A 24949-nucleotide genomic window follows, 5' to 3' on the forward strand; every position below is an offset into this window, starting at 1 on the left:
TTACCTATTTATTATTTAAACTTTATTTTTCTACTCTGTTTCTTACTTTAGTATGATAGAACACATTTGGTTTGGTTCCGATCTCTTCAAGTAAATAATATCTTCTGTCGCCAGCGTATAATTTTCTAACTTCAGATGCTTTGTCGTTCATATCCCCGAACTGGATAGATCCTGTAGTACATGCTTTTGAACATGCCGTCTGGAATTCTCCGTCTTTTACAATTCTATTCTCTTTTTTAGCTTCAAGAATAGTCGTCTGAGTCATTTGGATACACATTGAACATTTCTCCATTACCCCTCTTGTTCTTACAACAACGTCAGGATTAAGTACCATTCTTCCAAGATCGTTGTTCATATTGAAGTCGAACTTGTCATTTAGGTTGTATGTAAACCAGTTGAAACGTCTTACTTTGTAAGGACAGTTGTTGGCACAATATCTGGTACCGATACATCTGTTGTAAGCCATGTGGTTCTGACCTTGCTTACCGTGTGAAGTTGCCGCTACCGGACATACAGTTTCACAAGGAGCGTGGTTACAGTGCTGGCACATTACCGGTTGGAAGATCACGTCAGGATTATCAGCAGGGTGGTTCAATGCTCCTCCGTCGCCGAATGCGGTACCGTATAATTCAGGAACTGCCATTCCTTCTTTTAATCCTTCATATACTTCTACTTTCTGTCTTGAAGAATAATAACGGTCAATTCTTAACCAGTACATATCTCTTGACATTCTGATCTCTTCTTTACCTACAACAGGAACGTTGTTCTCTGCCTGACAGGCAATGATACAAGATCCACAGCCTGTACATGAGTTAAGGTCGATAGACATATTAAAGTGAGGTCCGTCTGTATCATCGAAAGCATCCCAAAGGTCAATCTTTCTTGCAGGAAGCGCTCCACTGATGGTATGATATTCCAAAGGTTTATTCCATCCTTTATGTTCATCATCGAATGCTACATTTAAGAATTCTGCTAAAGGAACTTCTTTAGCGATTTCGTAACGTCCCATTAATGTATTCTGAAGCTGGATGCCTGCAAACTCGTGATCTTCACCTGTTTTCTCCAATTTAACGTTAGAAACAGCGAGATTAGAACCATCAAATAATGGATAAGCATTTACTCCTGTATCAGCCGTAGCTCCTGAGTTTTTCTTACCATATCCAAGCGCAAGACCTACAGATCCTTCTGCCTGTCCTGGCTGAATGAATACAGGAACATCTTTTATAGTAACTCCGTTTACAGTCAGGTTTACTATAGAACCGTCCAACTGCATCCTTGCATTAAGATCGTTTTCAATTCCTAATCTTTCTGCATCTTTAGGAGAAATTGTAAGGTAGTTATCCCACGACATTCTTGTAATTGGATCCGGTAATTCCTGCAACCAAGGGTTGTTGGCTTGTGTACCATCTCCCATTGCTGTCTTAGTATATAATACCAATTCTAAATCAGAAGCTTTAAAGTTTCCTAATTCAGCAACAGCCTGAGCTGCGTTTCCTCCTGCATACGATAATGTTGTAGCATTGGTAGAGGTATTAAATCCATTATATAAAGCTTTGTTGAATGAAGTTCCTCCTAGTACGGAAGAAGCATTCGCTTTTAAATAATCGTAGTAGTTGTTAGCAGCGTTATTTTTTCCGTTTTTCCAAACCAATAAAGATTCTTCGATCTGTCTTGACTTGTAAATTTTCTGGATTGTCGGCTGCATTAATGAATATACTCCTGTCTGTGGTTCGATATCTCCCCAAGATTCAAGCCAGTTGGCTACAGGAATCACAGCTTTCGCTGCTTTGTACATTTCATTTTTCTTATCAGCAACAGCAATTACGTAAGGAACTTTTGCTAAAGATTTTTTGAAATCTTCTCCTTTGTGGTAAGAGTAAATAGGATCTACATTGTTGGCGATCAATACACCAACCTGACCTGCATTTACCCATCCAAGGAATTCCTCGAATCTTGCTTTGTCAAATTCTTTTAATAGATTCGCTTTACCTGTGAAAGCTGTAGAACCAAGTTTTTGGTTGATAAGGTGAGCTAAAACCTGAGCACCTTTAGAACCGTCAGCAAAAACTACTGCCTTGCTTCCTTTTGCCTGTAATTCCTTAGCAATTTCAGAAGCTGTTTTGTCAGAAGTTGCTCCTCCAACGATGGCGTTGTAAACTTCAACTAAAGTTTTATTTACCTGGCTAGGCTTTAATCTGTATCTTGAATCCGCATTAGCACCAGTCAAAGACATGTTTGATTCCACCTGAATGTGTCTCAACATGTTTGCTCCCGGCTTTCTTGCAGCAGCGTAAGAAGATTCTAATCCTCCTCCGTTATAATCTCCCAAGAAATCTGCCTGGAAAGAAACCAATAACTCAGTCCCTCTAAGATCATAAACAGGTAATGCTCTTGTTCCGAAAACTTCCTGAGCTGCGTCTAATGCAGCAGCGTATGGATAAGCATCGTATGTTACCAGTTCTGCTGTAGGATATTTAGCCTTAAAATCAGCGAATAATTTTTTGAAAGTAGGTGAAGCAAAAGAATGTGATAATAACACGATTCTTTTACCGGCTGCATTAGCTTCTTCCAATCCTTTGATCACGAAGCTGTCTACTTTATCAAAAGTTTCATCTTTACCTTCAAATTTAGGTTGCTTTACTTTATCATTATCATAAAGAGAAAGTACACTTGCCTGTGCTCTTGCACTTGTTTTTCCTAAATCCCCGGCTACCGGATTGGGTTCGATCTTGATTGGTCTTCCTTCTCTTGTTTTTACTAAAACACTCGCAAAGTCAAAACCATCGAAATATGTTGAAGCGTAATAGTTAGGAATTCCCGGAATAATGTCATGCGGTTTTACCACATAAGGAATCGTTTTGATTACCGGAGCTTCACATGCAGCCAGTGTTACCGCTGCAGTAGAGAATCCTAATAGTTTTAAGAAATCTCTTCTTGAAGTACTGGATCCGTTCTTTTCAGCATCTCCAAGGAAATCTTCTACCGGAATTTCTTCCTGGAACTCTTTCTGAGCCAGCTTATTATTTAAAGCCGGGTCTTTAAGTTCGTGAATACTTCTAAATTGTATTTTGTTTGAAGCCATTTATACTTCTAATTTTTAGTTATTAATAATGACATTTACCACACTCAAGACCTCCAATTGCATCTACAGTAATTTTACCACCATCTTTAGGGTATTGTTTTTTCAACTTGTCATGTAGATTTTTGAAGTATTCTTTATTATAACCGTTGTTCATATCAACTTCAGTAGTTCTGTGACACTCGATACACCATCCCATTGTGAAGTCATTGGCCATCTGAACAACATTCATTGTGTCGATTTTACCGTGGCAAGCTTTACATACAACATCGATTTTGTTGTTTGGATTCTTTTTGTTGAAAGAATTGATGATTGCCTGCTCACCTGCTACAACGTGCTGAGAGTGGTTGAAGTAAACGAAGTCCGGCATGTTGTGGATTCTCGTCCATTCAACCGGTTGCGTTTTTCCTGTGTACTGTTGTTTTGCAGGATCCCAGCCTGTAGCAGCATATATTTTCTGAATTTCTCCGTCATAGAATGCCTTGTCTTTTCCTGGCTCCATGTAGTGCTCTGCATTATACTCGGAAATTGTTCTGTGACAGTTCATACAAACATTCATAGAAGGGATTTCAGATACTTTACCATATTTTGCACTTGAGTGACAAAGCTGACAGTCGATTTTCTGTTCTCCTGCGTGGATTTTGTGAGAAAAATAGATTGGTTGCTCAGGTTTGTATCCTTTGTAAACCCCGATCCACATGATCCAGTTCCAGACTCCGTATGCTGCCAATAAAGCCAGCACAGCAATGATTCCTTTGCCGATATAATGGTATTTCTCGTAAATTTCTCGGAAAGATTTTACTCTTGTTTCATTAAGCCCTGCCAAGTCTTCGGATTGTCCTAGTTTAACTAATTGTCTTAGTTTCAATAAGATCCAAACCAATAAAGCTGCAATCGCTAAAAGTGAAATGATTACTACGTTTGTAGTGGTAGAGCTGTTCGCCGGAGTGGCTTGAGCTGCATCAGCAGTAGGAGCTGCATCTGTTTTTTTCTCTTCCGGAGCCGGAGGATTTGTAGTGTACGCTAAGATGTCATCAATATCCTTATCGGTAAGATTTGGAAAGACCTGCATCTCAGTCTTGTTGTACTTTTCAAAAATCTCATTGGCGTATTTGTCTCCCGAAGCTCTAAGAGCTTTGTTGTCCTTGATCCACTTGTGAAGCCAGTCTTTGTCTACACCACCCTCTGTCTTCACTCGTTCTACAACTCCCTTCAGAGGAGGTCCTACAACTTGTTTGTCTAGTGCGTGACATGCAGTACAATTCGCTTTGAAAAGTTTCTCACCATTCTTAGGATCGCCATCTTGCCCGTAAATTGAAGCACTGGTTGATAACAATAAGCCTATTGCGATCAACGTTTTTCTATAATGCTTTCTCCAACTAATCATTTAAATTATCTTATGTTAGTAAATATTGAACATTCAATCAATTCCGCAAAAATAATATATTTAACAGGAATTTAACGGTATATAGAAAGGGGAAAATATCATTTACGTTTAATTTGTAATTATTCTAAATAACTGTATTTGGTATAATTTTTTAATTTGTCTAAATTTGCGGAAACAAGTTTAAATGAAAAATTTGATTAAAATATTTTCGATATTGTCGCTGGCAGGTTTTTATACTGTTGAAGCCCAACAAATTGTAAAAAAAGATACGCTGGCCGGCACAGAATTGGTAATGACGATGGATTCTAAGGTGAATACAGCGCTCGAAAGCATTGAAGATAAATGCTCAAGAACTGTAAGTACAGTAATTTCCAAAGATGATGAAGAAGATTATGCAGCAGCTAAACCTACAAAAATTTATGTTCCAAGCAGGGAATTGACCAATGCCGAAATATGCAGAAAAAACCCGCGAATTTTGGGATATAAAATCCAGATTACAACGGTGAAAAGCAATGATGAAGCCAATGAAGTGAAATCATATTTCAGAAAGAGATTTCCTAATCTAAAGGTAGAAACTGATGCTTCTTTAAGACCGAATTATAAAATTCTGGCAGGAAGTTACTTCACTAAACAAAGTGCATCTTCTGACCTTGCAAGAATAAGAGAATATTTCAAATCTGCGGTTGCCGTACAATACAGAATTTTCTGTGCAGAGGCAAAATAAAGGTCTTAAAATCGATAAAAAAAATTAAAGCTGGGAATGATTTTCTCAGCTTTTTTATTGGATTTAATATTTAACAAATTTATTTAAACTGGTATTAATTATTTAATAATAAGTATTTAAAAACCAGAAGAATTCGGTCATTCTGAGATAGTTGTTTATCACTAAATAAACAAACAGAATACAGAAGATAACCATGAGAGAAGACAATGTTTTTGGAGAATTTTTATAAGACCGGAACAGCCATCCCAAAAGCAAAGGATAAACGAAAATAAAATGTCCTCCATAGATAAAAGAGGTATGCAATCCGAATCTCATCACGCAGTGGATAATAATGTCCAACAGAAAAGAAATCATAAGAATCTGCACCAGCTTGCTTTTGAAATTTCTGAAATAACTCCAAAAAGTAAGACCTAATAAAACAGCAATAAATATATAGGGAATCCATGAAGAATACACATCCATAAGAAGTCCTTTGTACTCATATCCCTGCATATTATTTCTGTTGGTGATAATAAAATTGGAAAACAATACATTTCCTCCAAAAAAATAAGAAAGAATCATATCCCAAAGAGGAGTCGTATTTACATTGGAGAACTTTTCGTATTGCTCATTCGTCTTGTTGAAAATATTTTCATACTTAAAATCGATTCTGTTCAGATACAGTAAAATAAAACAAATACATGTTAAAATTACTCTTAAAGCAGCATTTCCAAATTTTTTCCAGTTTTTAAATACATCTTTTTCGAAGGCAACCGGAATAAATACTTTAACAATATTGGTAATCGTAAAACCGCCAATGCCGATTCCGGAAGCAACTAAAGCCAAAGCCGGAATTTTTTCCTCATTTTTTATCTTTATAGCTGAATAATAATTGAAAAGCGTAAGTAATAATAGAGTGTAAGTGAAATTTTCCGGGGTGAAGGACAATAAAATAGTGGTAGAAAATGATCCCAAAAAAAGAATCAATAAAATACTGATGAATAAAGGAAGCTGAATAATGTTTTTTAAATATTTAAATACCTGGACAATGCTCAGACTCACCGCAATATTGCTGAACCAGGCTAGTGCAAACCTGAAGTTCCCGTCCATTTTGCCGTCTGAAAAGAGCAATGCAAGCTCTCTGATGCGTTTAAAGAAATAATAAGATAAAGGGTGTCTTTCGAAGCTCCCGCCGGACATCACGATCGATTTGTTGTCAAAACTGAAATAAGCATCCCATGGAATTCTGCTGTCAAAAATTATTTTGTAATGGATTGCAATATAAGATCCGAGATAGCCATAAACAACCATAAAGAAAAGGAAAATGACCAATTCAATTCCGGTTGAGGGAAAAATAATCTTTAAAAGATCTATAAATTTTTTCTTGAATGTTGACACTTTTAATAGTTTTTGCAAAAGTAAAATAAAAACCCATCAGTTTTGATGAGTTTTAAATTGATTTTGCTATGAACTGCAAGAAAGCATTGAACATCCTGAAACATCATCATAACCAGAAGGTCTTTTCGCTGAAAATTCCGGATAAATTGTATGGTACGGATTTTCAAGGGCATGAATTAATTTTCCAAGCATTTCCATTTTTCCTTCGTTAATTTCTTCGATGCATTGATACAAAAGATAATTTCTTAGGATAAATTTCGGATTTGTTTTGTGCATGATTTCTAAAGATTTTTCTCTTGAAATAACGTTTTTTTCCAGTCTGGACTGATAGTCTTTCATGAAATCATTCAATCTTGAAATTTTTTCATCATTCAAAAAAGTATAGGAAACATTTTCAAACTGAAGTCTTAAATCTTTTTGATCATCATATTTTTCAATTTCATTAAAAAACAGAGTATAATCCAACTGTAAATCCTGCATTAAGCTTTGCCAATTTGTAAAAAATTTCTCATCATTTGTTAGCAACTGATCGAAACCAAATTTTCTGCATAGCATTTTATCATGAGATTCCCAGAAATAGCTTCCGTAATCATTCAGAACATCTTCCAGAAATTTTTCATCATTAATTAAAGGATGAAGTGCATTGGCAAGCTGCCATAGATTCCATTGTGATATTTGCGCCTGTCTTCCGAAGGCGTATCTTCTTCCCGGAAGGTCGGTCGTATTTGGGGTGAAATTCAGATTGTATTCATCCATCATCGAATAAGGTCCGTAGTCGATGGTAAGCCCCAGAACCGACATGTTATCTGTATTCATAACCCCATGAACAAATCCTACGCGGTACCATTCCACCATCAGATCGGCTGTTCTTCTGCAGACATTTTCAAAAAAATCCTTGTATTTCTGGTTGCCTTCTGTTTGAATTTCTTTAAAATAATTTTCAATGGTGAAGTCAACAAGTTCCTGTAGCGTGGTATATTCTTTCTGGGCAGACATCAGTTCAAAATGTCCGAAACGTAAGAAACTCTCTGCTGTACGGATGATGACTGCTCCTTTTTCCAGCTCAGGATTTCCGCTGTACATGATATCTCTTAATACATCTTCTCCTGTAAAAGCTAAACTTAAAGCCCTTGTTGTAGGAATTTCAAGATGGTGCATCGCTTCGCTCATCAGATATTCACGTAAAGAAGATCTAAGAACAGCTCGTCCGTCTGCATTTCTTGAGTAGGGTGTAGCCCCGGCACCTTTCCACTGTATTTCGTTTTTTTGTCCCGAGCTGTTTGTAATTTCTCCGGCAAGAATTGCTCTTCCATCACCGAGTTGTCCTGCCCAGTTCCCGAACTGATGTCCGGCATAAGCGGTAGAATAGGTTTTGATATTTTCAGGAAGATTGTTTCCAACTAAAAAATCCAGATCTTTTTCTTCGAATTTTCCCAGCCCGATTTCTTCTGAAAGATTTTCATTAAAAGCAATAAGCTTCGGATTGTCAAAACCAACAGGACTTACTGTTGAGAATAAAACTTTCGGGGTATTTCTCTGCATGGTATTTCCTGAAAAATCTCCCGGAAATTTTTTTATAAAGGGTTGTTGTATATTTTCAATATTCATATCTCAAAGGTATTAATTAAAAAAGAAAAGACCTTCCAAATCATTGAAAGGTCTTATGTATTTCTAAAAGAGAATTTATTTATTATTGAAGTCTACATCTTCCCCTGTATTAAGGTTCTCATTTACATTTTCTTCTTTTTTGCCTGAATTTTTCGGTCCGGCCGGTTCTGCAGGTTTCGGATTCTTGATCTCATCGATTGTTTGCAGTCCTCCGTCGTCACCGTATCCCGCACCTAATCCTTTAAGATTTGAGCAACCATCTTTCCATTCGGAAGGTTTCACAAATTTATCGGAAGGCGAAACTCCCAGGCTTTTATCTGCCCATACTTTTTTCATGTAGATTGCCCAGATTGGAAGAGCCATTTTAGCTCCCTGTCCTTCACCGGTTCCGTAGAAGTGGGTAGCTCTGTCTTCCCAGCCAACCCAGGCACCTGTTGCCAGCTTCGGAACAATACCCATGAACCAACCGTCTGAGTTGTTCTGTGTTGTACCGGTTTTACCTGCAATTTCTATATCTTTTGAAATTCCTTTTCTTCCTAATTCTCCCGAAGCGGTACCATACTGCGCAACACCTTTCATCAATTCGATCATTGTGTAGGCATACAATGGATTCATTACCTCTTTAGGCTCCACATTTACTTCTTTGATTACTCTACCGTTGGCATCTTCAATTCTCCAGATCATTTCCGGCTTATTGTAGTTGCCATAATTGGCAAACGTACTGTATGCGCCTACCATTTCGTAAATCGTAATATCTGATGAACCTAATGCCATCGGAAGGCTTGTAGAAATATCCTCAGTCACACCAAGATCTCTCGCAGTCTGAATTACACTCTGTGTAGTTGTCATTTCGGCAAGACGTAGCGCTACCGGGTTCTGAGAGTGCGCCAAAGCGTCTTTTAAAGTAAGCATTCCGCCTCTTCCCGGTACGTGATAGGTCCCTTTGTTAAAGCTTGCATTAGAAACTACGGAACATGGAGTCATACCCAATTTCATAATTGCAGTTGCATATACAAAAGGCTTGAATGTTGATCCCACCTGTCTTTTTCCTTGCTTAATATGGTCATACTGGAAATGTTGCCAGTCGATTCCTCCTACCCATGCTTTTATTTCTCCGGTTCCCGGTACCACAGACATTAAACCTGCCTGAGCCACTTTTTTATGCCATCTGATAGAGTCCCATGGAGACATTTCGACTTCTTCTTCACCAGCCCATGTAAAGCGTGATGTTTTGATCGGTTTTTTGAACTCCATCATGATAGAATCTTCAGAAACACCTGCTGCTTTCAGCTGTTTGTAACGCCCGGTTCTTTTCATGGCCTGAACCATCAGATCATTGATCTGCTTGCTATTAAGGTAATAGAATGGCCAGTCTTTTCTACCCCTCTGTTCGGCGTCAAATCTTTTCTGAAGATCTGTTAAATGTTCTCTGATTGATTCTTCTGCATATTTCTGCATTTTAGAATCAAGCGTTACGAATATTTTTAAACCGTCTTTGTACAGATTCAGTTTTTTACCGTTTTCTTTTTCGTAATCTTTAAGGTAGGCATCGATTTCTTTCTTCAGATAAAACTTATAATAAGCGGAGTAATCGTCATTGATATTTTTGATCGGATGATAATCCAAAGCAATAGGCGTTGCAATTGCTTTATCATAAGTAGCCTGATCAATGTACCCTGTTTTTAACATCTGCTCCAAAACGACATCCCTTCTGGCCTTCGCTTTTTCGGGGTTTCTCATCGGATTGTTTTTCACGGGATTTTCAAGCATTGCTACAAACATAGCAGCTTCCGGTAACGTCAGCTCAGAAGTTTTTTTATTAAAATAAATCTTTGATGCCATTTCAATACCGTTGGCATTATAAAGGAAATCGAATTTATTAAAATACAAAGTAACGATTTCTTCTTTCGTATATCTTTTTTCAAGACTTACAGCTACAACCCACTCTTTCAGTTTTTGAAAGGCTCTTTCAATTTTGTTCTGGGAAGCACCGTTTGTGAAAAGCAGTTTTGCCAGCTGTTGCGTAATGGTAGAACCTCCACCACGTCCCCCTCCATAAACAACAGCTCTGGCAACGGATTGCAGATCAATACCTGAGTGTTCCTTAAAACGTTCATCTTCTTTGGCTTGTAAAGCATACACCAGAAAAGGAGGTAGGTCTTTATACGTTATAGGCTGCGTTTTTTCTTTCTCGAATTTACCCAGCAGCACTCCGTCTGAAGAGTAGATTTGTGAGGCAACATAAATATCCGGGTTTTCAAGCTCTTTTACATCCGGCATTTCCCCAAGAAAACCCTGAGAAACAGCAAAGAAAAGCCCTGAAATTCCTAAAACTACAGCAAAGAATCCGATCCAGATAAATTTCACCCACTTTTTCCAGGCAGTATTTTTCTTTTTAGGGGGAAGAGGGAATGTTTTCCCTTTATTTCCTGTATTTTGTTTGTTCACTTCCATTTATGATTACGGTTTAGCCGTTTCTATTTTTACTCCAATGTCTTCAATTCCCGGAAGGTTATCATTTCTCATAGCCTGTGTAAGGCCGATCTCATATTTTCCCTTTGCCGGAAATCTGTAGTTCAGTTTATACTGAAATAAAGTTTCCTTGGTATCTCCAAAACCTGTTCCCAGCCATTCTCCATTAGGTTTAGCCAAAACATAATTCAGCGTATCCGTCTGCTTTTTTTTAGTTTGCAGGTCGGTGAGATTCACAATAAATCTAATATTGCTGTAAGGATATTCGTTATTATTTCTTACAACAAATATAATATTTTTAGGATTTTGCGGATCTGAAACTTCAAGATTAAATTTCTGTTCACTTTTCTTATTCCATTTGTTGTTAACGGAATTCATAATGACTTCTCCCTCAGAGGAAGAATGGCAGCTAAAGAAAAGGATAAATGAGAATAATCCTAAAATTTTACGCATTGTTGTCTTTTTTTGGAGGAAACTTTTTCTTAAATTTTTTCTTATTCGGGTTAGGTTTTTTGTCAGCCTGAGAATCTGTCGCTGCTTCTGCTTTTTCCAACTGAGGCTTTTGTTGTTGTTGGGGTTTTTGTTGCTTCTGCTGGTTGTTTGGATTCGGGTTTTGCTGTCTTTCCTGCCTTTGAGGTCTGTCAGGTCTTTCAGAACGTTCCTGTCTTTCGGGTCTGTTGTTGGTATTTTTTCTCTGGCCCTGGTTTTGGTTGTTCTGATTGTTATTTTGCCTGTTCTGATTCCTGTTTTTATTATTGTTTCGTCCTTTCTTCTCGAAACGGTCAACATTATTCTCCTGAATCAGATCTATACTTGCAAAGGGCGTTTCAGGCTGTTTCAACTCTTCCAGCGGAAGTGTTTTTTCACCACGTTTATTTTTCGCAATTAATTTTTTAACTAATTCAATATCAAAATCATACCACGCGATGGAATTGTCTACATAGGCAAACCACATCTTCTTTTTGAAAACATCAATTTTAATACAGAAGGCTCGTCCTTTCTCTGTATCAAGCATTGTTGACGAAGAAGGGAAATTGCTCAATGCATCGAGATAACTGTCAAGTTCGTAATTAAGACAGCATTTTAGTTTACCACACTGCCCTGCAAGCTTCTGAGGATTAATGCTCAGTTGCTGATATCTGGCAACATTCGTGTTTACAGATCTGAAATCCGTAAGCCATGTCGAGCAGCAAAGTTCTCTTCCGCAGGAACCGATTCCTCCTACTTTTGCGGCTTCCTGTCTGAAACCGATCTGTTTCATATCGATTTTTGTACGGAAAGCACCCGCATAATCTTTAATTAACTGTCTGAAATCTATTCGGTTATCTGCAGTGTAATAAAACGTAACTTTTGAGGCATCTCCCTGATATTCTACATCGGTGATTTTCATTTCAAGACCAAGCCGGTGAGCAATCTTTCGGGCTTCTATTTTTACACTTTCCTCTTTTTTTCGTGCTTCCTGCCATACCTCAAGATCTTTCTGGTTGGCCAGCCTGTATATTTTGAGTACAGAATCGTCAGAAAATCTTTTCTTTTTCATCTGAATCTTTACCAGTTCGCCGGTGAGACTTACCACACCTACATCATGTCCGGGACTCGATTCTACTGTTACTACACTACCTATGTGTAAAGGGATATTGTTTATATTTTTATAAAAAGATTTTCTGTCATTTTTAAATCTAACTTCAACAAAATCACACCTGTTCGGTGCAGGATTGCTGATGTTGGAAAGCCAGTCAAAAACACTTAATTTATAACTATTACCACAGGTATTTACATTTTCACAGCCATTCGCGGTCTTCTTGGGTCCGCAAGAATGTGCAGAATCGCCGGATGTTTTACATCCACAACTCATATATTATATATTTAATTTGCAAATTTATGATTTTTATCTTTATGAGGTCTAAAATAATCAAATATTAAGAAAGAAGGCTGTTTAGTTTTAAACAAAGTATTAGATCTGCTTACTTTTTTTGCTTTAAAGTTCTTGTAATGTTTTATTTATGTCACATTTTAATGAAAATGCTATTTTAAACATAGTTTTCTTTGGCTTTAATGTTTAAAAATTTATGATTTATTAACAGGGGTAACCAAAATAATTTTATATTTGGGTTATATAATAATAGTCTATGAAAAAAATATTAGTATCAACTGCATTATTGGCAGGTGTTTTATCTTACGCAGGCGGCTTCAGGGTTTCTCTGCAAGGGGTAAAACAATTGGCAATGGCACACACGAGTGCCCATGCTGAAGATGCGAGTGTGGCATTCTTTAATCCTGCAGGTATGTCATTCATTCCCTCTAAACTAAGCATTGTAGCCGGTGGATTTGGTGCAAGCAATAAAGTGACTTTCCAAAATCTGAATACATTACAGAGCACTCAGACGGATAACCCGATGGGAACGCCTATTTATGCTGCCATAACGTACAGGCCGTTGGAAAAACTATCTGTAGGGTTCAGTTTTTCTACTCCTTTCGGTAGTACTATTGAATGGCCGAATGATTGGGAAGGAAAAGAAATGGTTCAGAAACTTGAACTGAAAAGCTACTATTTCCAGCCTATGGTTTCCTATAGGTTTAATGACTGGTTAGCTTTCGGGGCAAGCTATATCTATGCAAAAGGTACAGTGAACTGGGATAAAGCGATTACCCAATTCGGAGGGCAGCTTAATCTTGACAGCAAAGCGAGTGGTCACGGATACGGATTCGGATTCTATTTCAGGCCAGATCCTAAATTGGATGTGAGTGTGGCTTATCGTTCTCCGGTTGATATGAAGGCTAAAGACGGAACTGCTACCTTTAAATTCCCTTCACAGTCTGTTTATTCATTGTTAGGTTTAAGTGCGTCAGGTACAGATAATTTTACAGCAACATTGCCTTTGGTGGAAGAATATACTGTAGGTTTGACCTATAAAGTTACTCCGAAATGGTTGGTTTCGGCAGACTTCAATTATCACGGATGGTCAAGATATTCAAAGCTGACACTTGATTTCGGTCATGCACCTGTAGGAAATCAGGCAGATCCGACCGTTTCTGTTTCTCCTAAAAATTTCAGAAATTCCAAAACAGTAAGATTGGGAACTCAGTATGCCTTTACAGATATGATCTACGGACGTCTTGGAGCTTACTACGATGAGTCTCCCTACTCTGACGAAAACTTTATCCCTGAAACACCTTCATTCAATACATTTGTAGTGACAGGTGGGGTAGGATTTAAGTTGAAACAATTCGGAGTTGATGTGGCCGGAGGGTATGCAATGCCACAGGCAAGAGATGTAAATAATAAAACCCTTGGTTTCTATGGACAGGCTAAAGCTACTGCATTCTATTTAGGTTTAGGTTTATCTTACAATCCTTTTTAATTGAAGACTATGAAAAAAATTATAATTTCTACATTCGCGATTTCCGCACTTCTGTTTACAACGAGCTGCGAGGATGATTTTGATACAGACGTTAATGACGTGGTAGTAACCAGCGGGGAAGCGAACTTTTCTAAATATATCGCCTTAGGAAATTCCTTAACATCAGGCTACAGAGATGGAGCTTTATATTCAGGAGGGCAAAATGAGTCTTATCCTTCAATGATTGCCCAGCAAATGAAACTTGCCGGCGGTGGAGAGTTTAAGCAACCTTTAATGCCTAATAATATCGGAGGCTTCAATAACTTACCGGGATTTGCAGGAAAACTTACGCTTCAGTTGGTTAACGGATCTTTAACTCCTGTGGCGAGTACTCCCGCAGGTGCTTTGGATAATGTAGCTTCTGGAAGACCTTATCAGAATATGGGAGTACCCGGAGCAAAATCTTATCATCTTGTGGCCCCTGGTTATGGAAGTTTAGCCGGTCTTTCTCTAGGAACTGCGAATCCTTATTTTGTAAGATTTGCTTCGTCAGCCACAACTTCTGTTTTAGCTGATGCAATGTCACAGACTCCTACATTTTTCTCTCTTTGGATAGGAAGTAATGATGTTTTATTATATGCAACAAGTGGAGGAACTAATTCTCAGACTGTAGGAGGAGTTACAACATATACAGCGGCGACGGTTCAGCCCGCAACTGCAAGTCCTACGGTTTACAAATCGAATGATATTTCAAATCCTAATGTTGTTGCAGCTTCTATTAAAGGAGTTTTAGATGGTCTTAAAAGTGTTGGAACAACAAAAGGAGTTATTGCAAATGTTCCTTATGTTACTTCAATCCCTTATTTTACAACAGTTCCTTATAATCCTTTGACACCATCTGCTTTAGGAGCTAATCTTACGACACTTAATACCAGCTTATACGGTCCGTTGAAACAGGCCCTTACTGCTTTTGGAGCGGGGGATAGAATTAATTTGCTTTCAGCAACGTCTAATAATCCTGTTTTAATTAAAGATGAATCGCTTACCAATCTTTCTGTCCAGCTTACTGCAGCTTTAACGCCTTCGTTGGGCTTACCGACAGCTACGGCATTCGGACAGATTTTTGGACAGGCAAGACAGGCTACATCAGAAGATTATATTTTACTTACTTCAAGTTCGGTAATTGCAAGTGTAGCGCCGGGGGCACCTTCTCCTGTGAATATTTACGGGATTTCTTATCCTTTGCAGAACCAGCATGTTTTAACTAAAACCGAAGCCGGATATGTAAAAACAGCAATAGATGCATACAATACCTCCATAAGATCTATGGCAGATTCTTACGGACTTGCTTTCGTAGATGCCAATGCTAAAATGCTTGAACTTAACGGACAGTCCGGAATTACATTTGATGGAGTCAAGTACACCGCTAAATTTGTAAGTGGAGGAGCCTTCTCTCTCGATGGGGTACATCTTACCGGTAGAGGGTATGCTATCGTGGCTAATGAATTTATTAAATCAATTAATACGAAGTATAGATCTACCTTGCCACAGGTAAATCAAAATAGTTATTCCGGAGTTACCTTCCCGTAATTCTGATTAAAATAAAAACTTAGAAACCACAGGATAGATTCTTGTGGTTTTTTTTTAAATTTGCAAAATCTTTTAAAAAGTAAAAATGGCCCACCAGTTAAGTTATCTATTTTGTACAAGGACCAGCAAGGACCTGGCAGAGAAAATTGCCCAATATTACGGGAAAGAATTAGGAAAAATCAACTTTCAGACCTTCAGTGACGGAGAATTTGAACCGGTATTGGATGAGTCTGTAAGAGGCGGAAGAGTTTTCCTGATCGGATCTACATTCCCCCCGGCAGACAATTTATTGGAACTTCTTTTAATGATTGACGCGGCGAAAAGAGCCTCTGCGAAGAGTATTACCGTAGTGCTTCCTTATTTCGGACTTGCCAGACAAGACAGAAAAGACAAACCAAGAGCGCCAATTGGTGCAAAGCTTGTTGCCAATCTTCTAACAGCTGCGGGAGCAACAAGAGTAATGACTATGGATCTCCATGCCGATCAGATCCAGGGATTCTTTGAAATTCCCGTAGATCATTTGTATGCCTCTACCATTTTTGTGGATTATATCAGAAATCTGAATCTCGAAAATCTTACCATTGCTTCCCCGGACATGGGAGGTGCAAAAAGAGCAAAAAACTACGCCGGTCACCTTGGAGCAGATGTGGTAATTGCCTATAAAGAAAGAAAAAAAGCAAATGTTGTAGAAGAAATGTTTCTTATCGGAGATGTTGTGGGCAAGAATGTTATTCTTATTGACGACATGATCGATACGGCTGGAACTCTTTGTAAAGCAGCAGATATCTTAATGGAAAAAGGAGCAAAATCTGTACGTGCAATGGCTACCCATGGCGTGCTTTCAGGCAAAGCGTATGAGAATATTGAGAATTCAAAATTACTGGAAGTGATTGTAACTGACTCAATTCCTGTAAAGAATAATTTGTCATCTAAAATAAAAGTGCTATCTTGCGCCCCATTATTTGCGGACGTTATGAAGATGGTTCATGAGCATCAGTCAATTAGTAGTAAGTTTATTATTTAATTGATTTTCATAAGGTTGCAGAATTAATTTTAAACAATTTTTTAAATTTTTATAAATGAAATCTATTACAATTCAAGGTACAAAAAGAGAAAGCGTGGGCAAAAAGTCTACAAAAGCTTTACGTGATGCTGAATTAGTTCCTTGTGTTGTTTACGGAGGTGGTGAGCCATTGAACTTCTCTGCAGAAGAGAAAGCTTTCAAAGGTTTGGTATATACTCCTGAAGCACACACGGTATCTATTGAGGTTGATGGTCAAACAATTCCGGCTGTTCTTCAGGATATTCAGTTTCACCCGATTACAGACAAAATTCTTCACGCAGACTTCTATCAGTTAGCTGAAGATAAGCCAGTAGTTATGGAAGTTCCTGTAAGAATTACAGGTCGTTCTAAAGGTGTTGTAGCTGGTGGTGTTTTACGTCAGTCTTTCAGAAAATTGAAAGTAAAAGCTATCCCTGCTAACTTACCTGATGAGATCGTTGTGGATGTTACTCCATTAAGAATCGGTAACAAACTTTATGTTGGTGGTATCAAAACTGAAGGATATTCTTTCATGCACCCGGACAATGCAGTTGTTGTAGCTGTTAAGATGTCTAGAAATGCAATGAAAGGAGGTGCTGCAGCTATGGATGATGAAGATGAAGAAGAAGTTGCAACTGAAGAAGGAGCAGCTCCGGCAGCTGAAGAAACAGCGGCAGAATAAGAATTTCTTATCTGGACAATATAGAACCTGTCAATTTCTTGGCAGGTTTTTTGTGTTAAAAAACTTTATAAGCTAAAAAAGCTTTGCGACCTTTTATAAGTGAAACGGCTTTGTGAACCTGAAGCATTAAGTAATAAAAAAAACTTCGTGATCATTGTGTTCAAAATTTAAGTTTTTAGTATTAAACAACATTGCTATCATTCGCTGAGTGTCCAGTTTATGCTGATCCTGCGAAGTACTTTTGCAAAAAAATATCCACAAAAAAATTATCCATTCCTTGCGATCCTTAGCGTTAAAAGAAAAATATACATTTAATCCATCGAATCTTTCTATCAGCCACCAAGTACCAACTATCAGCCACAATCCGAAAAAAAGCCGTAAATTTGAAGAGTTCTAAATAAGAATATTTTAATTTAAATTTTTAATAAATGTTTGACATTCAGGAAATCAGAGGTCAGTTTTCTATATTGGATCAGGAGGTAAATGGTAAACCTTTGGTTTATCTCGATAATGCAGCAACGTCACAAAAGCCAAATTCTGTTTTAGAAGTCTGGAACAGATATTATACAGAAATTAATGCGAATGTACACCGTGGAATTCATACGTTAAGTCAGCTGGCGACCGAAGAGATGGAACTTTCAAGAAGGAAAATCCAAAAATTCATTAATGCAAAACATGATTTTGAAGTAATTTTTACCAAAGGAACCACAGAAGGATTAAATCTTATCGCTTATGTTTTGACTCAAAAGTTAAAAAAAGACGATGAAATAATCATTTCTTACCTTGAGCATCACTCCAATATTGTTCCATGGCAGATGCTTTGTGAAAGAACGGGAGCCAAATTAAGAGTTATTCCGATGGATGAAAACGGAATTCTTCAGCTTGATGTATTTGAGACATTTTTAAGTGAAAAAACAAAAGTTGTTTCTGTAAATCAGGTTTCCAATGCGTTGGGAATCATAAATCCTATTGAAGAAATCATTGCAAAAACAAGAAAAAATACAGATGCCTATATCGTAATCGACGGAGCGCAGTCTGCCCCCCATTTTACTATTGATGTTCAGAAAATGGACTGTGATTTCTTCGTTTTTTCAGGACATAAAATGTATGCGCCGATGGGAACGGGTATTTTGTACGGAAAACAGCATATTTTAGAAGATCTTCCGCCTTTCCATGGTGGTGGCGAGATGATTGCAATATGTTCTTTTGATGGAACAACATATGCCGGACTGCCTTTTAAATACGAAGCCGGAACTCCTAATGTGGGTGGAAATATTGCGTTAGGAGCAGCTGTGGATTTCATCCAAAAAGTTGGTCACGAAAATATTCAGAAGCATGAAAATGCTTTGCTGGAATATGCACAAAAAAAGCTTTTGGAACTGGATGGCTTAAAGATTTATGGTGAAAAAGCTAATAGAACCGGAGTGGTTTCTTTTAATCTTGAGGGTGTTGGTATTGCTTCCGATGTAGGAATGATACTGGATAAACTGGGAATTGCCGTGAGAACGGGACACCACTGTACACAACCAATAATGGATTTTTTCAATATTGCAGGAACGGTAAGAGCGAGCTTTGCAGTGTATAATACTTTCAATGAAATTGATCTTCTCGTGGAAGGCGTGAAAAAAGCACAGAGAATGCTGAGCTGATTTTTTCCTTCTTTAAAAATAAAAATACCCGGGCGGAAATTTTTCTGCCCGGGTATTTTTTTTAGTAAATATTAAAAAAAAAAATTTCTGATTTGTAACCTTTTCAGTTTTTCACTGTCTTACTAATAGAAACAAGTAATTATGAAACTTTTGTTCGGAAATAAAAAAGATGATTTGCTCAGCCGCCTCAAAAAGCAGGATCCGGCTGCACAGAAAATTTTTTATGATCAGAATGTAAAGAAATATCTGAGTGTCAGCAGAAGCTACATCAACGATCTTTATCAGGCTGAAGACTGTGTGATCAAAGCATTTTGCAAAATTTTTAAAAATATTGAAAGTTTCCGGGGAGAAGGAAGTTTTGAGGGATGGGGTAGAAGAATAGTGGTGAATGAATGTCTTAATTTTATTAAAAGCAATAAAACAGTTTTTTATCTCGAAGACATCAATCCTAATTATTCTGATGAAATTCCGGAAGAGTATATTGATTTTAATTTTAATGCACAGGAACTTCTTGATCAGCTGCCGGATGCTTACAGAATGGTTTTTAATCTTTATGTACTCGAAGATTATTCACATCAGGAAATTGCAGAAGCTTTACAGATTTCCATGGCAGTAAGCAAAACCCAGCTTTTCAGAGCAAAAGAAAAGATGAGAAAAATTTATCATCAGCAACAAAAAAAATTACAAAATGAAAATTACTAAAAACACAATCGAATATCAGATCAAAAAGCAGATCGGTGAACGGGAAATTACTCCTGCACGTGATCTTTGGGCTGAAATAGAAAACCATACGGAGAAGAAAACAGGCCAATCAAGAGTCAATTGGTTTCTGATAGCAGCGTGTCTGATTTTAACATTCAGTTTAGGAATAGTTCTCTTTTTTAATCAGGATAATCAAGTGACAGAAAAGTCCGAAAATATTGCAAAGGTTGGTAAGACTGAGGCTCAGCTTCCTGCACAGACTGAGGTTCAGAAGAAACCTGTTGAAATAATTATTAAAAATAATGAACAAAAAATTGCAGTAGAAAAAACTTCAACAGATAATAAAAAAGTTCTCAAGGAATCACCTGCTTTTACAGATGATGAAATGTCTTCAATACAACAAAATTCACCATACATCATACCAGAAATCTTACCTGCGGAATCGGCTAAAGCTATTGCGCAATCAGATTCAGCTAAAATACAGGTTAAAAAGAAACGGTATGTTGATCCTTCCACACTGCTTTTTTCAGTCGAGCATAAAGATGTTATTGAAAAAACAAAAGGGAAAAGCAATGTGGCAAGTATTGATCTGAACGAAAATTAAACTCAATTTTAAACAATTAAAAACTATTATAATATGATTAAGAAATTTATCATGATGGGCGGACTATGTCTATTATCTACAACGATATTTGCTCAGAAAAAGCCGGTATTCAATCTTCAGCCAAAAGAAGATACCGAAGTAAGCCCAATCGTAAAAGAAAAGGTAGACGAATATGCAAAAAAGATTGATACCATCATTAAAGAAGAAAAAAAACTGATGGAAGTAGAGTTAACTGAGCTTCAGTCTAAAAATCTCTCTAAAGCAGAATTTGATGAACAAAAATCATTGATTGCCAGTAAGTATTCTGAGAAGATAGATCAGAGAATTGAAGAATTGGGCTTTGATATGGACGCCGTTATTCAAAAGCAGGTACGATATTCTCTACTTAATTCCGACGTAACTTCTAATGAGGAATTGAAAGAAAAGCTGCTGAAAAAGTTCAGACCGACAAAGGATGTTTCTCCCTACATCTCTTATTCTATTATGAATCTTACTAATAGTAAGGCGGATAATGCTTTAGATAACTATCTGCGCTATGCCGGAAATTTCGAATTTGGGTTTAAATTCAATTATCAATTCAGCAGAACAAGTCCGTGGGGTTTGATTTCCGGAGTCGGTTTTTCGTGGAGAACTTTGATTATTGATAACAATATGTTTGTGACAAAAGACACTAATTCCAATGTGTATCTGGCAAATTATGAAAAAGGATTGAGCAAAAGTAAACTCAGAACGGGGTATATTATCGTTCCGCTAGGATTACAGTATAATTTTTCAAAGTTGAAAAATGCTGGTCTGGATGTCCAGTACAGAGATTACTCAGATGGATTTAAAGTGGGAGCCAATATTTATGGAGGTGTAAAAATGTCTACCAATAACATTATCAAAGGTGAGGGGATAAGTGACAGGGATAGGAGTGATTATCGGGTAAGTCCTTTTATTTACGGAGCACAATTCACTGTTTCTTATGACGACTTCAGCATCTTTGTTAAAAAAGATTTTGGGAACTTCTTTAAAAGCGGAACCTTTGAAAACGATAAAGCTTTAACTTTTGGAGTAGCGCTTTGGTGGTAAAAATACACCTGATTTTATTCATATTTAAATGATAAACGCCGGAAAATTTTCTTCTCCGGCGTTTTTTCATTAGCATATTGAATTTTATTTTGTCACAAGACAGGTATTGAATATTTTAAATCCCAATTATTGAATCGGAAAATCTTTGATTTCCTCTTATGAATATTTTCAAAATTTCATGTTCCTAATGTGTTAAAAATCTACTTCAGGCTTCCTACCATATCTTCAGGCTTCACCCATTCATCAAATTGATCTGCTGTGAGAAATCCCAGATTAACGGCTTCTTCTTTTAATGTCGTTCCGTTTTTGTGGGCGGTTTTTGCGATTTTTGCCGCATTTTCATAGCCAATGTGCGTATTCAGGGCGGTAACAAGCATTAGTGATTTATCAACAAGCTCCTTGATTCTCTCATAATTAGGCTCAATTCCCACCGCGCAATGATCGTTAAATGAGACACATGCATCCGCAATTAATTGTGCAGACTGCAAAAAATTAAAAGCCATCACCGGTTTGAAAACATTAAGCTCATAATTTCCCTGCGTTCCTGCAAAAGAAATCGTGGTGTCATTCCCTAAAACCTGTGCGCAAACCATGGTCATGGCTTCATTCTGGGTAGGATTCACTTTCCCCGGCATAATGGAAGATCCCGGCTCATTTTCAGGAATGTGAATTTCCCCGATTCCTGAGCGCGGTCCCGAAGCGAGTAATCTGATATCCTGAGCAATTTTAAACAATGAAACCGCCAGTTGCTTTAAAGCGCCGTGAGATTCCACAATAGCATCGTGGGCGGCCAGGGCTTCAAATTTATTTTCTGCAGTTACAAAAGGATGATTGGTAAATTTAGAAATATATTCAGCGACTTTTACATCGTAGCCTTTCGGAGTGTTCAGTCCGGTTCCTACTGCGGTGCCTCCCAAAGCCAGTTCTGAAAGATGCGGAAGCGTATTTTTTAAAGCTTTTATACCATAGTTCAGTTGGGCAACATACCCTGAAAATTCCTGTCCCAAAGTCAATGGCGTGGCATCCATTAAATGCGTTCTCCCGATTTTAACGATATCTTTAAATGCTTCTGATTTTTCGGCTAATGTATCTCGTAATTTTTCAACCGCAGGAATAGTAGTCTCCACCACTTTACGGTAGGCTGCAATGTGCATTGCTGTAGGATAAGTATCGTTGGACGACTGGGATTTATTAACATCATCATTAGGATGTATTTCCGATTTTTCTCCTAATGTTCCGCCGTTGTTTACATGGGCCCGGTTTGAGATTACTTCATTCACATTCATATTAGACTGTGTTCCTGAACCGGTTTGCCAGATCACGAGAGGAAATTGATCATTCAGTTTTCCTTCTAATATTTCATCACAGACTTTTGCGATCATATCTCTTTTTTCGGAGGGAAGAACGCCTAAATCGGCATTTGTGAAAGCAGCCGCTTTTTTCAGATAGGCGAATGCTTCAATGATTTCATGAGGCATAGATCCTTCCGGACCGATTTTGAAATTGTTTCTGGATCTTTCGGTTTGTGCACCCCAGAATTTATCTGCAGGAACCTGCACTTCGCCCATGGTGTCTTTTTCTATTCTGTAATTCATTATGATGATAGATTTAATTTAACCACAAAAGGCACAAAATATTCAGTTTCAATTTTAAGATTGATAATAATCTGTAAAGTTCACAAAAATTAAAATCAAAGATTTTAAAAACTGATGAACCCTTCTGAATACTATATTATTAAACTTAAAAAAGGAGAAAAACTTTTGTGACTTAAAGTTTTCCTAAAGTTAATCATTGTCTGAAACATTTGCAATTTATAATCATTATAAATATCAATCTAAGTCTCTGATTTTACTCATGTTTTTTAGCGATGTTTTATTTTTGCACCCAAATAAAAAGAAGAATGGAATTTAGATATCAGGATCCGTATCCGATTCAGAAGGATGATACGGTGTACAAGAAACTTACATCAGATTATGTAAAAGTTGAACAACTTGGGGAAAGAGAAATTTTAACCATCGACCCGAAAGGCCTGGAACTGCTTGCTGAAGAAGCTATGGCAGATGTTTCTTTTATGCTTCGTTCTTCACACCTGGAAAGTCTCAGAAGAATTATTGATGATCCTGAAGCGACTGACAATGACAGATTCGTAGCGTACAACCTTTTACAAAATGCAGCGGTTGCAGCGGAAGGCGCTTTACCTTCATGCCAGGACACGGGTACAGCTATTGTAATGGGAAAAAAAGGAGAAAATGTTTACACCGGAGTTGATGACGGAGAATATTTAAGCCGTGGTATTTACAATACCTATCAAAAAAGAAATTTAAGGTATTCTCAAGTGGTCCCTTTAACGATGTTTGATGAGAAAAATTCAGGATCAAACCTTCCGGCGCAGATTGATATCTATGCTAAGAAAGGAGATTATTACGAATTTTTATTTTTAACGAAAGGAGGAGGTTCTGCCAACAAAACCTTCCTTTATCAAAAGACTAAATCTTTACTGAACGAAAAGTCTCTTGAAGAATTCATTAAAGAGAAAATTTCAGATCTTGGAACGGCGGCATGTCCGCCTTACCACTTGGCTTTGGTCATTGGTGGAACTTCTGCTGAAGCAAATTTAGCGGCAGTAAAAAAAGCATCTGCAAAATATTATGATAATCTTCCTACTGAAGGAAATGAAGCTGGTCAGGCTTTCAGAGATCTGGAATGGGAGGCAAAAGTTCAGAAAATTTGCCAGGAAAGTGCTATCGGAGCGCAGTTTGGTGGTAAATATTTAACGCACGACGTCAGAGTGATCAGGCTTCCTCGTCATGCGGCATCTTGTCCTGTAGGAATGGGAGTTTCCTGCTCTGCGGACAGAAACATTAAAGGTAAAATAACAAAAGAAGGTATTTTTCTGGAACAACTGGAAGAAAACCCTAAGAGATTCTTGCCCGATACGCCGCCGCATTTGGAAGAAGCTGTAGAAATCAATCTGAATAAACCAATGCCTGAAATTCTGGCTGAACTTTCTAAATATCCGATCAAAACAAGATTAAAGTTAAACGGAACTTTGATCGTTGCAAGAGATATTGCTCACGCAAAAATCAAAGAAATCATCGACAGTGGGAAACCAATGCCTGAATATTTTAAAAATCATCCAATCTATTACGCGGGACCTGCAAAAACTCCGGAAGGAATGGCTTCAGGAAGTTTCGGGCCTACGACAGCCGGAAGAATGGACGTATATGTTGATGAATTCCAGAGCCATGGGGGAAGCATGATCATGCTGGCTAAAGGAAACAGAAGTAAAGATGTGACGAATACGTGCGGAAAATATGGAGGTTTCTATCTGGGTTCTATCGGAGGTCCTGCGGCTATTTTAGCAAAAGACAATATTCTTTCCGTTGAGGTTGTGGATTTCCCGGAATTAGGAATGGAAGCAGTAAGAAAAATTGAAGTGAAAGATTTCCCTGCATTTATTATTACTGATGATAAAGGAAATGACTTCTTCGCAGATCTTACAAAATAGGGATATAAATTTGGATTGTTTTTTATAATCATTATTTTTGCAAAAAAAGCTGACTCAAGTTGTCTTTGGGGTGATTATGGATGTGTGGCATCACAATCTATCACATGTAGTGG

At 37.6% G+C, this 24949-nt stretch carries 18 protein-coding genes; 10 read left to right on the top strand and 8 right to left on the bottom strand.

The window, feature by feature from the left end:
* Nucleotides 1–22 precede the first annotated feature (22 nt).
* Both ACWNCI_RS15460 and ACWNCI_RS15465 read right to left on the bottom strand, forming a co-directional pair.
* Nucleotides 23–3082, bottom strand: coding sequence for a TAT-variant-translocated molybdopterin oxidoreductase (locus tag ACWNCI_RS15460; RefSeq protein WP_449388986.1), 3060 nt, complete (start codon nt 3080–3082; stop codon nt 23–25).
* A 22-nt stretch (nt 3083–3104) separates the two neighbouring features.
* Entirely contained in the window at nt 3105–4466 is a 1362-nt protein-coding gene (locus tag ACWNCI_RS15465; RefSeq protein WP_346983506.1) for a c-type cytochrome, read from the bottom strand.
* A gap of 184 nt (nt 4467–4650) precedes the next feature.
* Here ACWNCI_RS15465 and ACWNCI_RS15470 point away from each other — a divergent pair, with 184 nt between their 5' ends.
* A complete protein-coding gene (locus tag ACWNCI_RS15470) occupies nt 4651–5190 on the top strand; it encodes an SPOR domain-containing protein (protein ID WP_346983505.1) in 540 nt (179 codons plus the stop codon).
* A gap of 102 nt (nt 5191–5292) precedes the next feature.
* Here ACWNCI_RS15470 and ACWNCI_RS15475 read toward each other — a convergent pair whose 3' ends face one another.
* The 5 genes from ACWNCI_RS15475 to ACWNCI_RS15495 form a co-directional block, all read right to left on the bottom strand.
* Entirely contained in the window at nt 5293–6567 is a 1275-nt protein-coding gene (locus ACWNCI_RS15475; RefSeq protein ID WP_449388987.1) for a DUF6080 domain-containing protein, read from the bottom strand.
* 66 nt (nt 6568–6633) lie between these two features.
* Complete coding sequence (locus tag ACWNCI_RS15480; protein ID WP_449388988.1) at nt 6634–8175, bottom strand: protein adenylyltransferase SelO; 1542 nt, start codon at nt 8173–8175, stop codon at nt 6634–6636.
* Nucleotides 8176–8250: 75 nt separating this feature from the next.
* The gene (locus ACWNCI_RS15485; RefSeq protein ID WP_449388989.1) at nt 8251–10629 is read right to left on the bottom strand and encodes a transglycosylase domain-containing protein; all 2379 of its coding nucleotides are present in this window, start codon (nt 10627–10629) and stop codon (nt 8251–8253) included.
* A gap of 6 nt (nt 10630–10635) precedes the next feature.
* Nucleotides 10636–11100 carry a gliding motility lipoprotein GldH gene (locus ACWNCI_RS15490; RefSeq protein ID WP_449388990.1) on the bottom strand — a complete coding sequence of 155 codons (465 nt, stop codon included), beginning with the start codon at nt 11098–11100 and terminating at the stop codon, nt 10636–10638.
* On the bottom strand, nt 11093–12502 hold the full coding sequence (locus ACWNCI_RS15495) for a PSP1 domain-containing protein (RefSeq protein WP_449388991.1): 1410 nt from the start codon (nt 12500–12502) through the stop codon (nt 11093–11095). Before ACWNCI_RS15495 ends, ACWNCI_RS15490 begins: the two co-directional genes overlap by 8 nt.
* A 274-nt stretch (nt 12503–12776) precedes the next feature.
* Between ACWNCI_RS15495 and ACWNCI_RS15500 the strand changes: the two genes are divergently transcribed.
* The 8 genes from ACWNCI_RS15500 to ACWNCI_RS15535 all read left to right on the top strand — a co-directional run bounded on the left by ACWNCI_RS15500 (nt 12777) and on the right by ACWNCI_RS15535 (nt 21328).
* Nucleotides 12777–14009, top strand: coding sequence for an OmpP1/FadL family transporter (locus ACWNCI_RS15500; protein ID WP_346983500.1), 1233 nt, complete (start codon nt 12777–12779; stop codon nt 14007–14009).
* Between the two features lie 9 nt (nt 14010–14018).
* Nucleotides 14019–15578, top strand: coding sequence for a G-D-S-L family lipolytic protein (locus ACWNCI_RS15505; RefSeq protein ID WP_449388992.1), 1560 nt, complete (start codon nt 14019–14021; stop codon nt 15576–15578).
* 85 nt (nt 15579–15663) lie between these two features.
* Nucleotides 15664–16602: a ribose-phosphate pyrophosphokinase gene (locus ACWNCI_RS15510; RefSeq protein WP_042720775.1), complete on the top strand. Its 939-nt coding sequence runs from the start codon at nt 15664–15666 to the stop codon at nt 16600–16602.
* 55 nt (nt 16603–16657) lie between these two features.
* A complete protein-coding gene (locus ACWNCI_RS15515; protein WP_346983498.1) occupies nt 16658–17302 on the top strand; it encodes a 50S ribosomal protein L25/general stress protein Ctc in 645 nt (214 codons plus the stop codon).
* A gap of 428 nt (nt 17303–17730) precedes the next feature.
* Complete coding sequence (locus ACWNCI_RS15520; protein ID WP_449388993.1) at nt 17731–18951, top strand: aminotransferase class V-fold PLP-dependent enzyme; 1221 nt, start codon at nt 17731–17733, stop codon at nt 18949–18951.
* A 141-nt stretch (nt 18952–19092) separates the two neighbouring features.
* On the top strand, nt 19093–19653 hold the full coding sequence (locus ACWNCI_RS15525) for an RNA polymerase sigma factor (RefSeq protein ID WP_449388994.1): 561 nt from the start codon (nt 19093–19095) through the stop codon (nt 19651–19653).
* Nucleotides 19640–20257: a hypothetical protein gene (locus ACWNCI_RS15530; protein WP_449388995.1), complete on the top strand. Its 618-nt coding sequence runs from the start codon at nt 19640–19642 to the stop codon at nt 20255–20257. Before ACWNCI_RS15525 ends, ACWNCI_RS15530 begins: the two co-directional genes overlap by 14 nt.
* A gap of 33 nt (nt 20258–20290) precedes the next feature.
* Nucleotides 20291–21328 carry an outer membrane beta-barrel protein gene (locus ACWNCI_RS15535; RefSeq protein WP_449388996.1) on the top strand — a complete coding sequence of 346 codons (1038 nt, stop codon included), beginning with the start codon at nt 20291–20293 and terminating at the stop codon, nt 21326–21328.
* Between the two features lie 200 nt (nt 21329–21528).
* On the opposite strand, the gene fumC is transcribed toward ACWNCI_RS15535, so the two are convergent.
* Nucleotides 21529–22923 (bottom strand): class II fumarate hydratase, encoded by a 1395-nt coding sequence (gene fumC / locus ACWNCI_RS15540; protein ID WP_449388997.1) that lies wholly within the window; start codon nt 22921–22923, stop codon nt 21529–21531.
* A gap of 305 nt (nt 22924–23228) precedes the next feature.
* On the opposite strand from fumC, the gene ACWNCI_RS15545 reads away from it, so the two are divergent.
* A complete protein-coding gene (locus tag ACWNCI_RS15545) occupies nt 23229–24836 on the top strand; it encodes a fumarate hydratase (RefSeq protein ID WP_449388998.1) in 1608 nt (535 codons plus the stop codon).
* The last annotated feature ends 113 nt before the right edge of the window (nt 24837–24949 follow it).

Source organism: Chryseobacterium lineare (assembly GCF_977014045.1).

Excerpts from the sequence above, each read along its gene's own strand:
- ACWNCI_RS15460 (WP_449388986.1), bottom strand. The coding sequence starts at position 3,082 with ATGGCTTCAAACAAAATACAATTTAGAAGTATTCACGAACTTAAAGAC.
- ACWNCI_RS15465 (WP_346983506.1), bottom strand. The coding sequence starts at position 4,466 with ATGATTAGTTGGAGAAAGCATTATAGAAAAACGTTGATCGCAATAGGC.
- ACWNCI_RS15470 (WP_346983505.1), top strand. The coding sequence starts at position 4,651 with ATGAAAAATTTGATTAAAATATTTTCGATATTGTCGCTGGCAGGTTTT.
- ACWNCI_RS15480 (WP_449388988.1), bottom strand. The coding sequence starts at position 8,175 with ATGAATATTGAAAATATACAACAACCCTTTATAAAAAAATTTCCGGGA.
- ACWNCI_RS15485 (WP_449388989.1), bottom strand. The coding sequence starts at position 10,629 with ATGGAAGTGAACAAACAAAATACAGGAAATAAAGGGAAAACATTCCCT.
- ACWNCI_RS15490 (WP_449388990.1), bottom strand. The coding sequence starts at position 11,100 with ATGCGTAAAATTTTAGGATTATTCTCATTTATCCTTTTCTTTAGCTGC.
- ACWNCI_RS15495 (WP_449388991.1), bottom strand. The coding sequence starts at position 12,502 with ATGAGTTGTGGATGTAAAACATCCGGCGATTCTGCACATTCTTGCGGA.
- ACWNCI_RS15500 (WP_346983500.1), top strand. The coding sequence starts at position 12,777 with ATGAAAAAAATATTAGTATCAACTGCATTATTGGCAGGTGTTTTATCT.
- ACWNCI_RS15505 (WP_449388992.1), top strand. The coding sequence starts at position 14,019 with ATGAAAAAAATTATAATTTCTACATTCGCGATTTCCGCACTTCTGTTT.
- ACWNCI_RS15510 (WP_042720775.1), top strand. The coding sequence starts at position 15,664 with ATGGCCCACCAGTTAAGTTATCTATTTTGTACAAGGACCAGCAAGGAC.
- ACWNCI_RS15515 (WP_346983498.1), top strand. The coding sequence starts at position 16,658 with ATGAAATCTATTACAATTCAAGGTACAAAAAGAGAAAGCGTGGGCAAA.
- ACWNCI_RS15520 (WP_449388993.1), top strand. The coding sequence starts at position 17,731 with ATGTTTGACATTCAGGAAATCAGAGGTCAGTTTTCTATATTGGATCAG.
- ACWNCI_RS15525 (WP_449388994.1), top strand. The coding sequence starts at position 19,093 with ATGAAACTTTTGTTCGGAAATAAAAAAGATGATTTGCTCAGCCGCCTC.
- ACWNCI_RS15530 (WP_449388995.1), top strand. The coding sequence starts at position 19,640 with ATGAAAATTACTAAAAACACAATCGAATATCAGATCAAAAAGCAGATC.
- ACWNCI_RS15535 (WP_449388996.1), top strand. The coding sequence starts at position 20,291 with ATGATTAAGAAATTTATCATGATGGGCGGACTATGTCTATTATCTACA.
- fumC (WP_449388997.1), bottom strand. The coding sequence starts at position 22,923 with ATGAATTACAGAATAGAAAAAGACACCATGGGCGAAGTGCAGGTTCCT.
- ACWNCI_RS15545 (WP_449388998.1), top strand. The coding sequence starts at position 23,229 with ATGGAATTTAGATATCAGGATCCGTATCCGATTCAGAAGGATGATACG.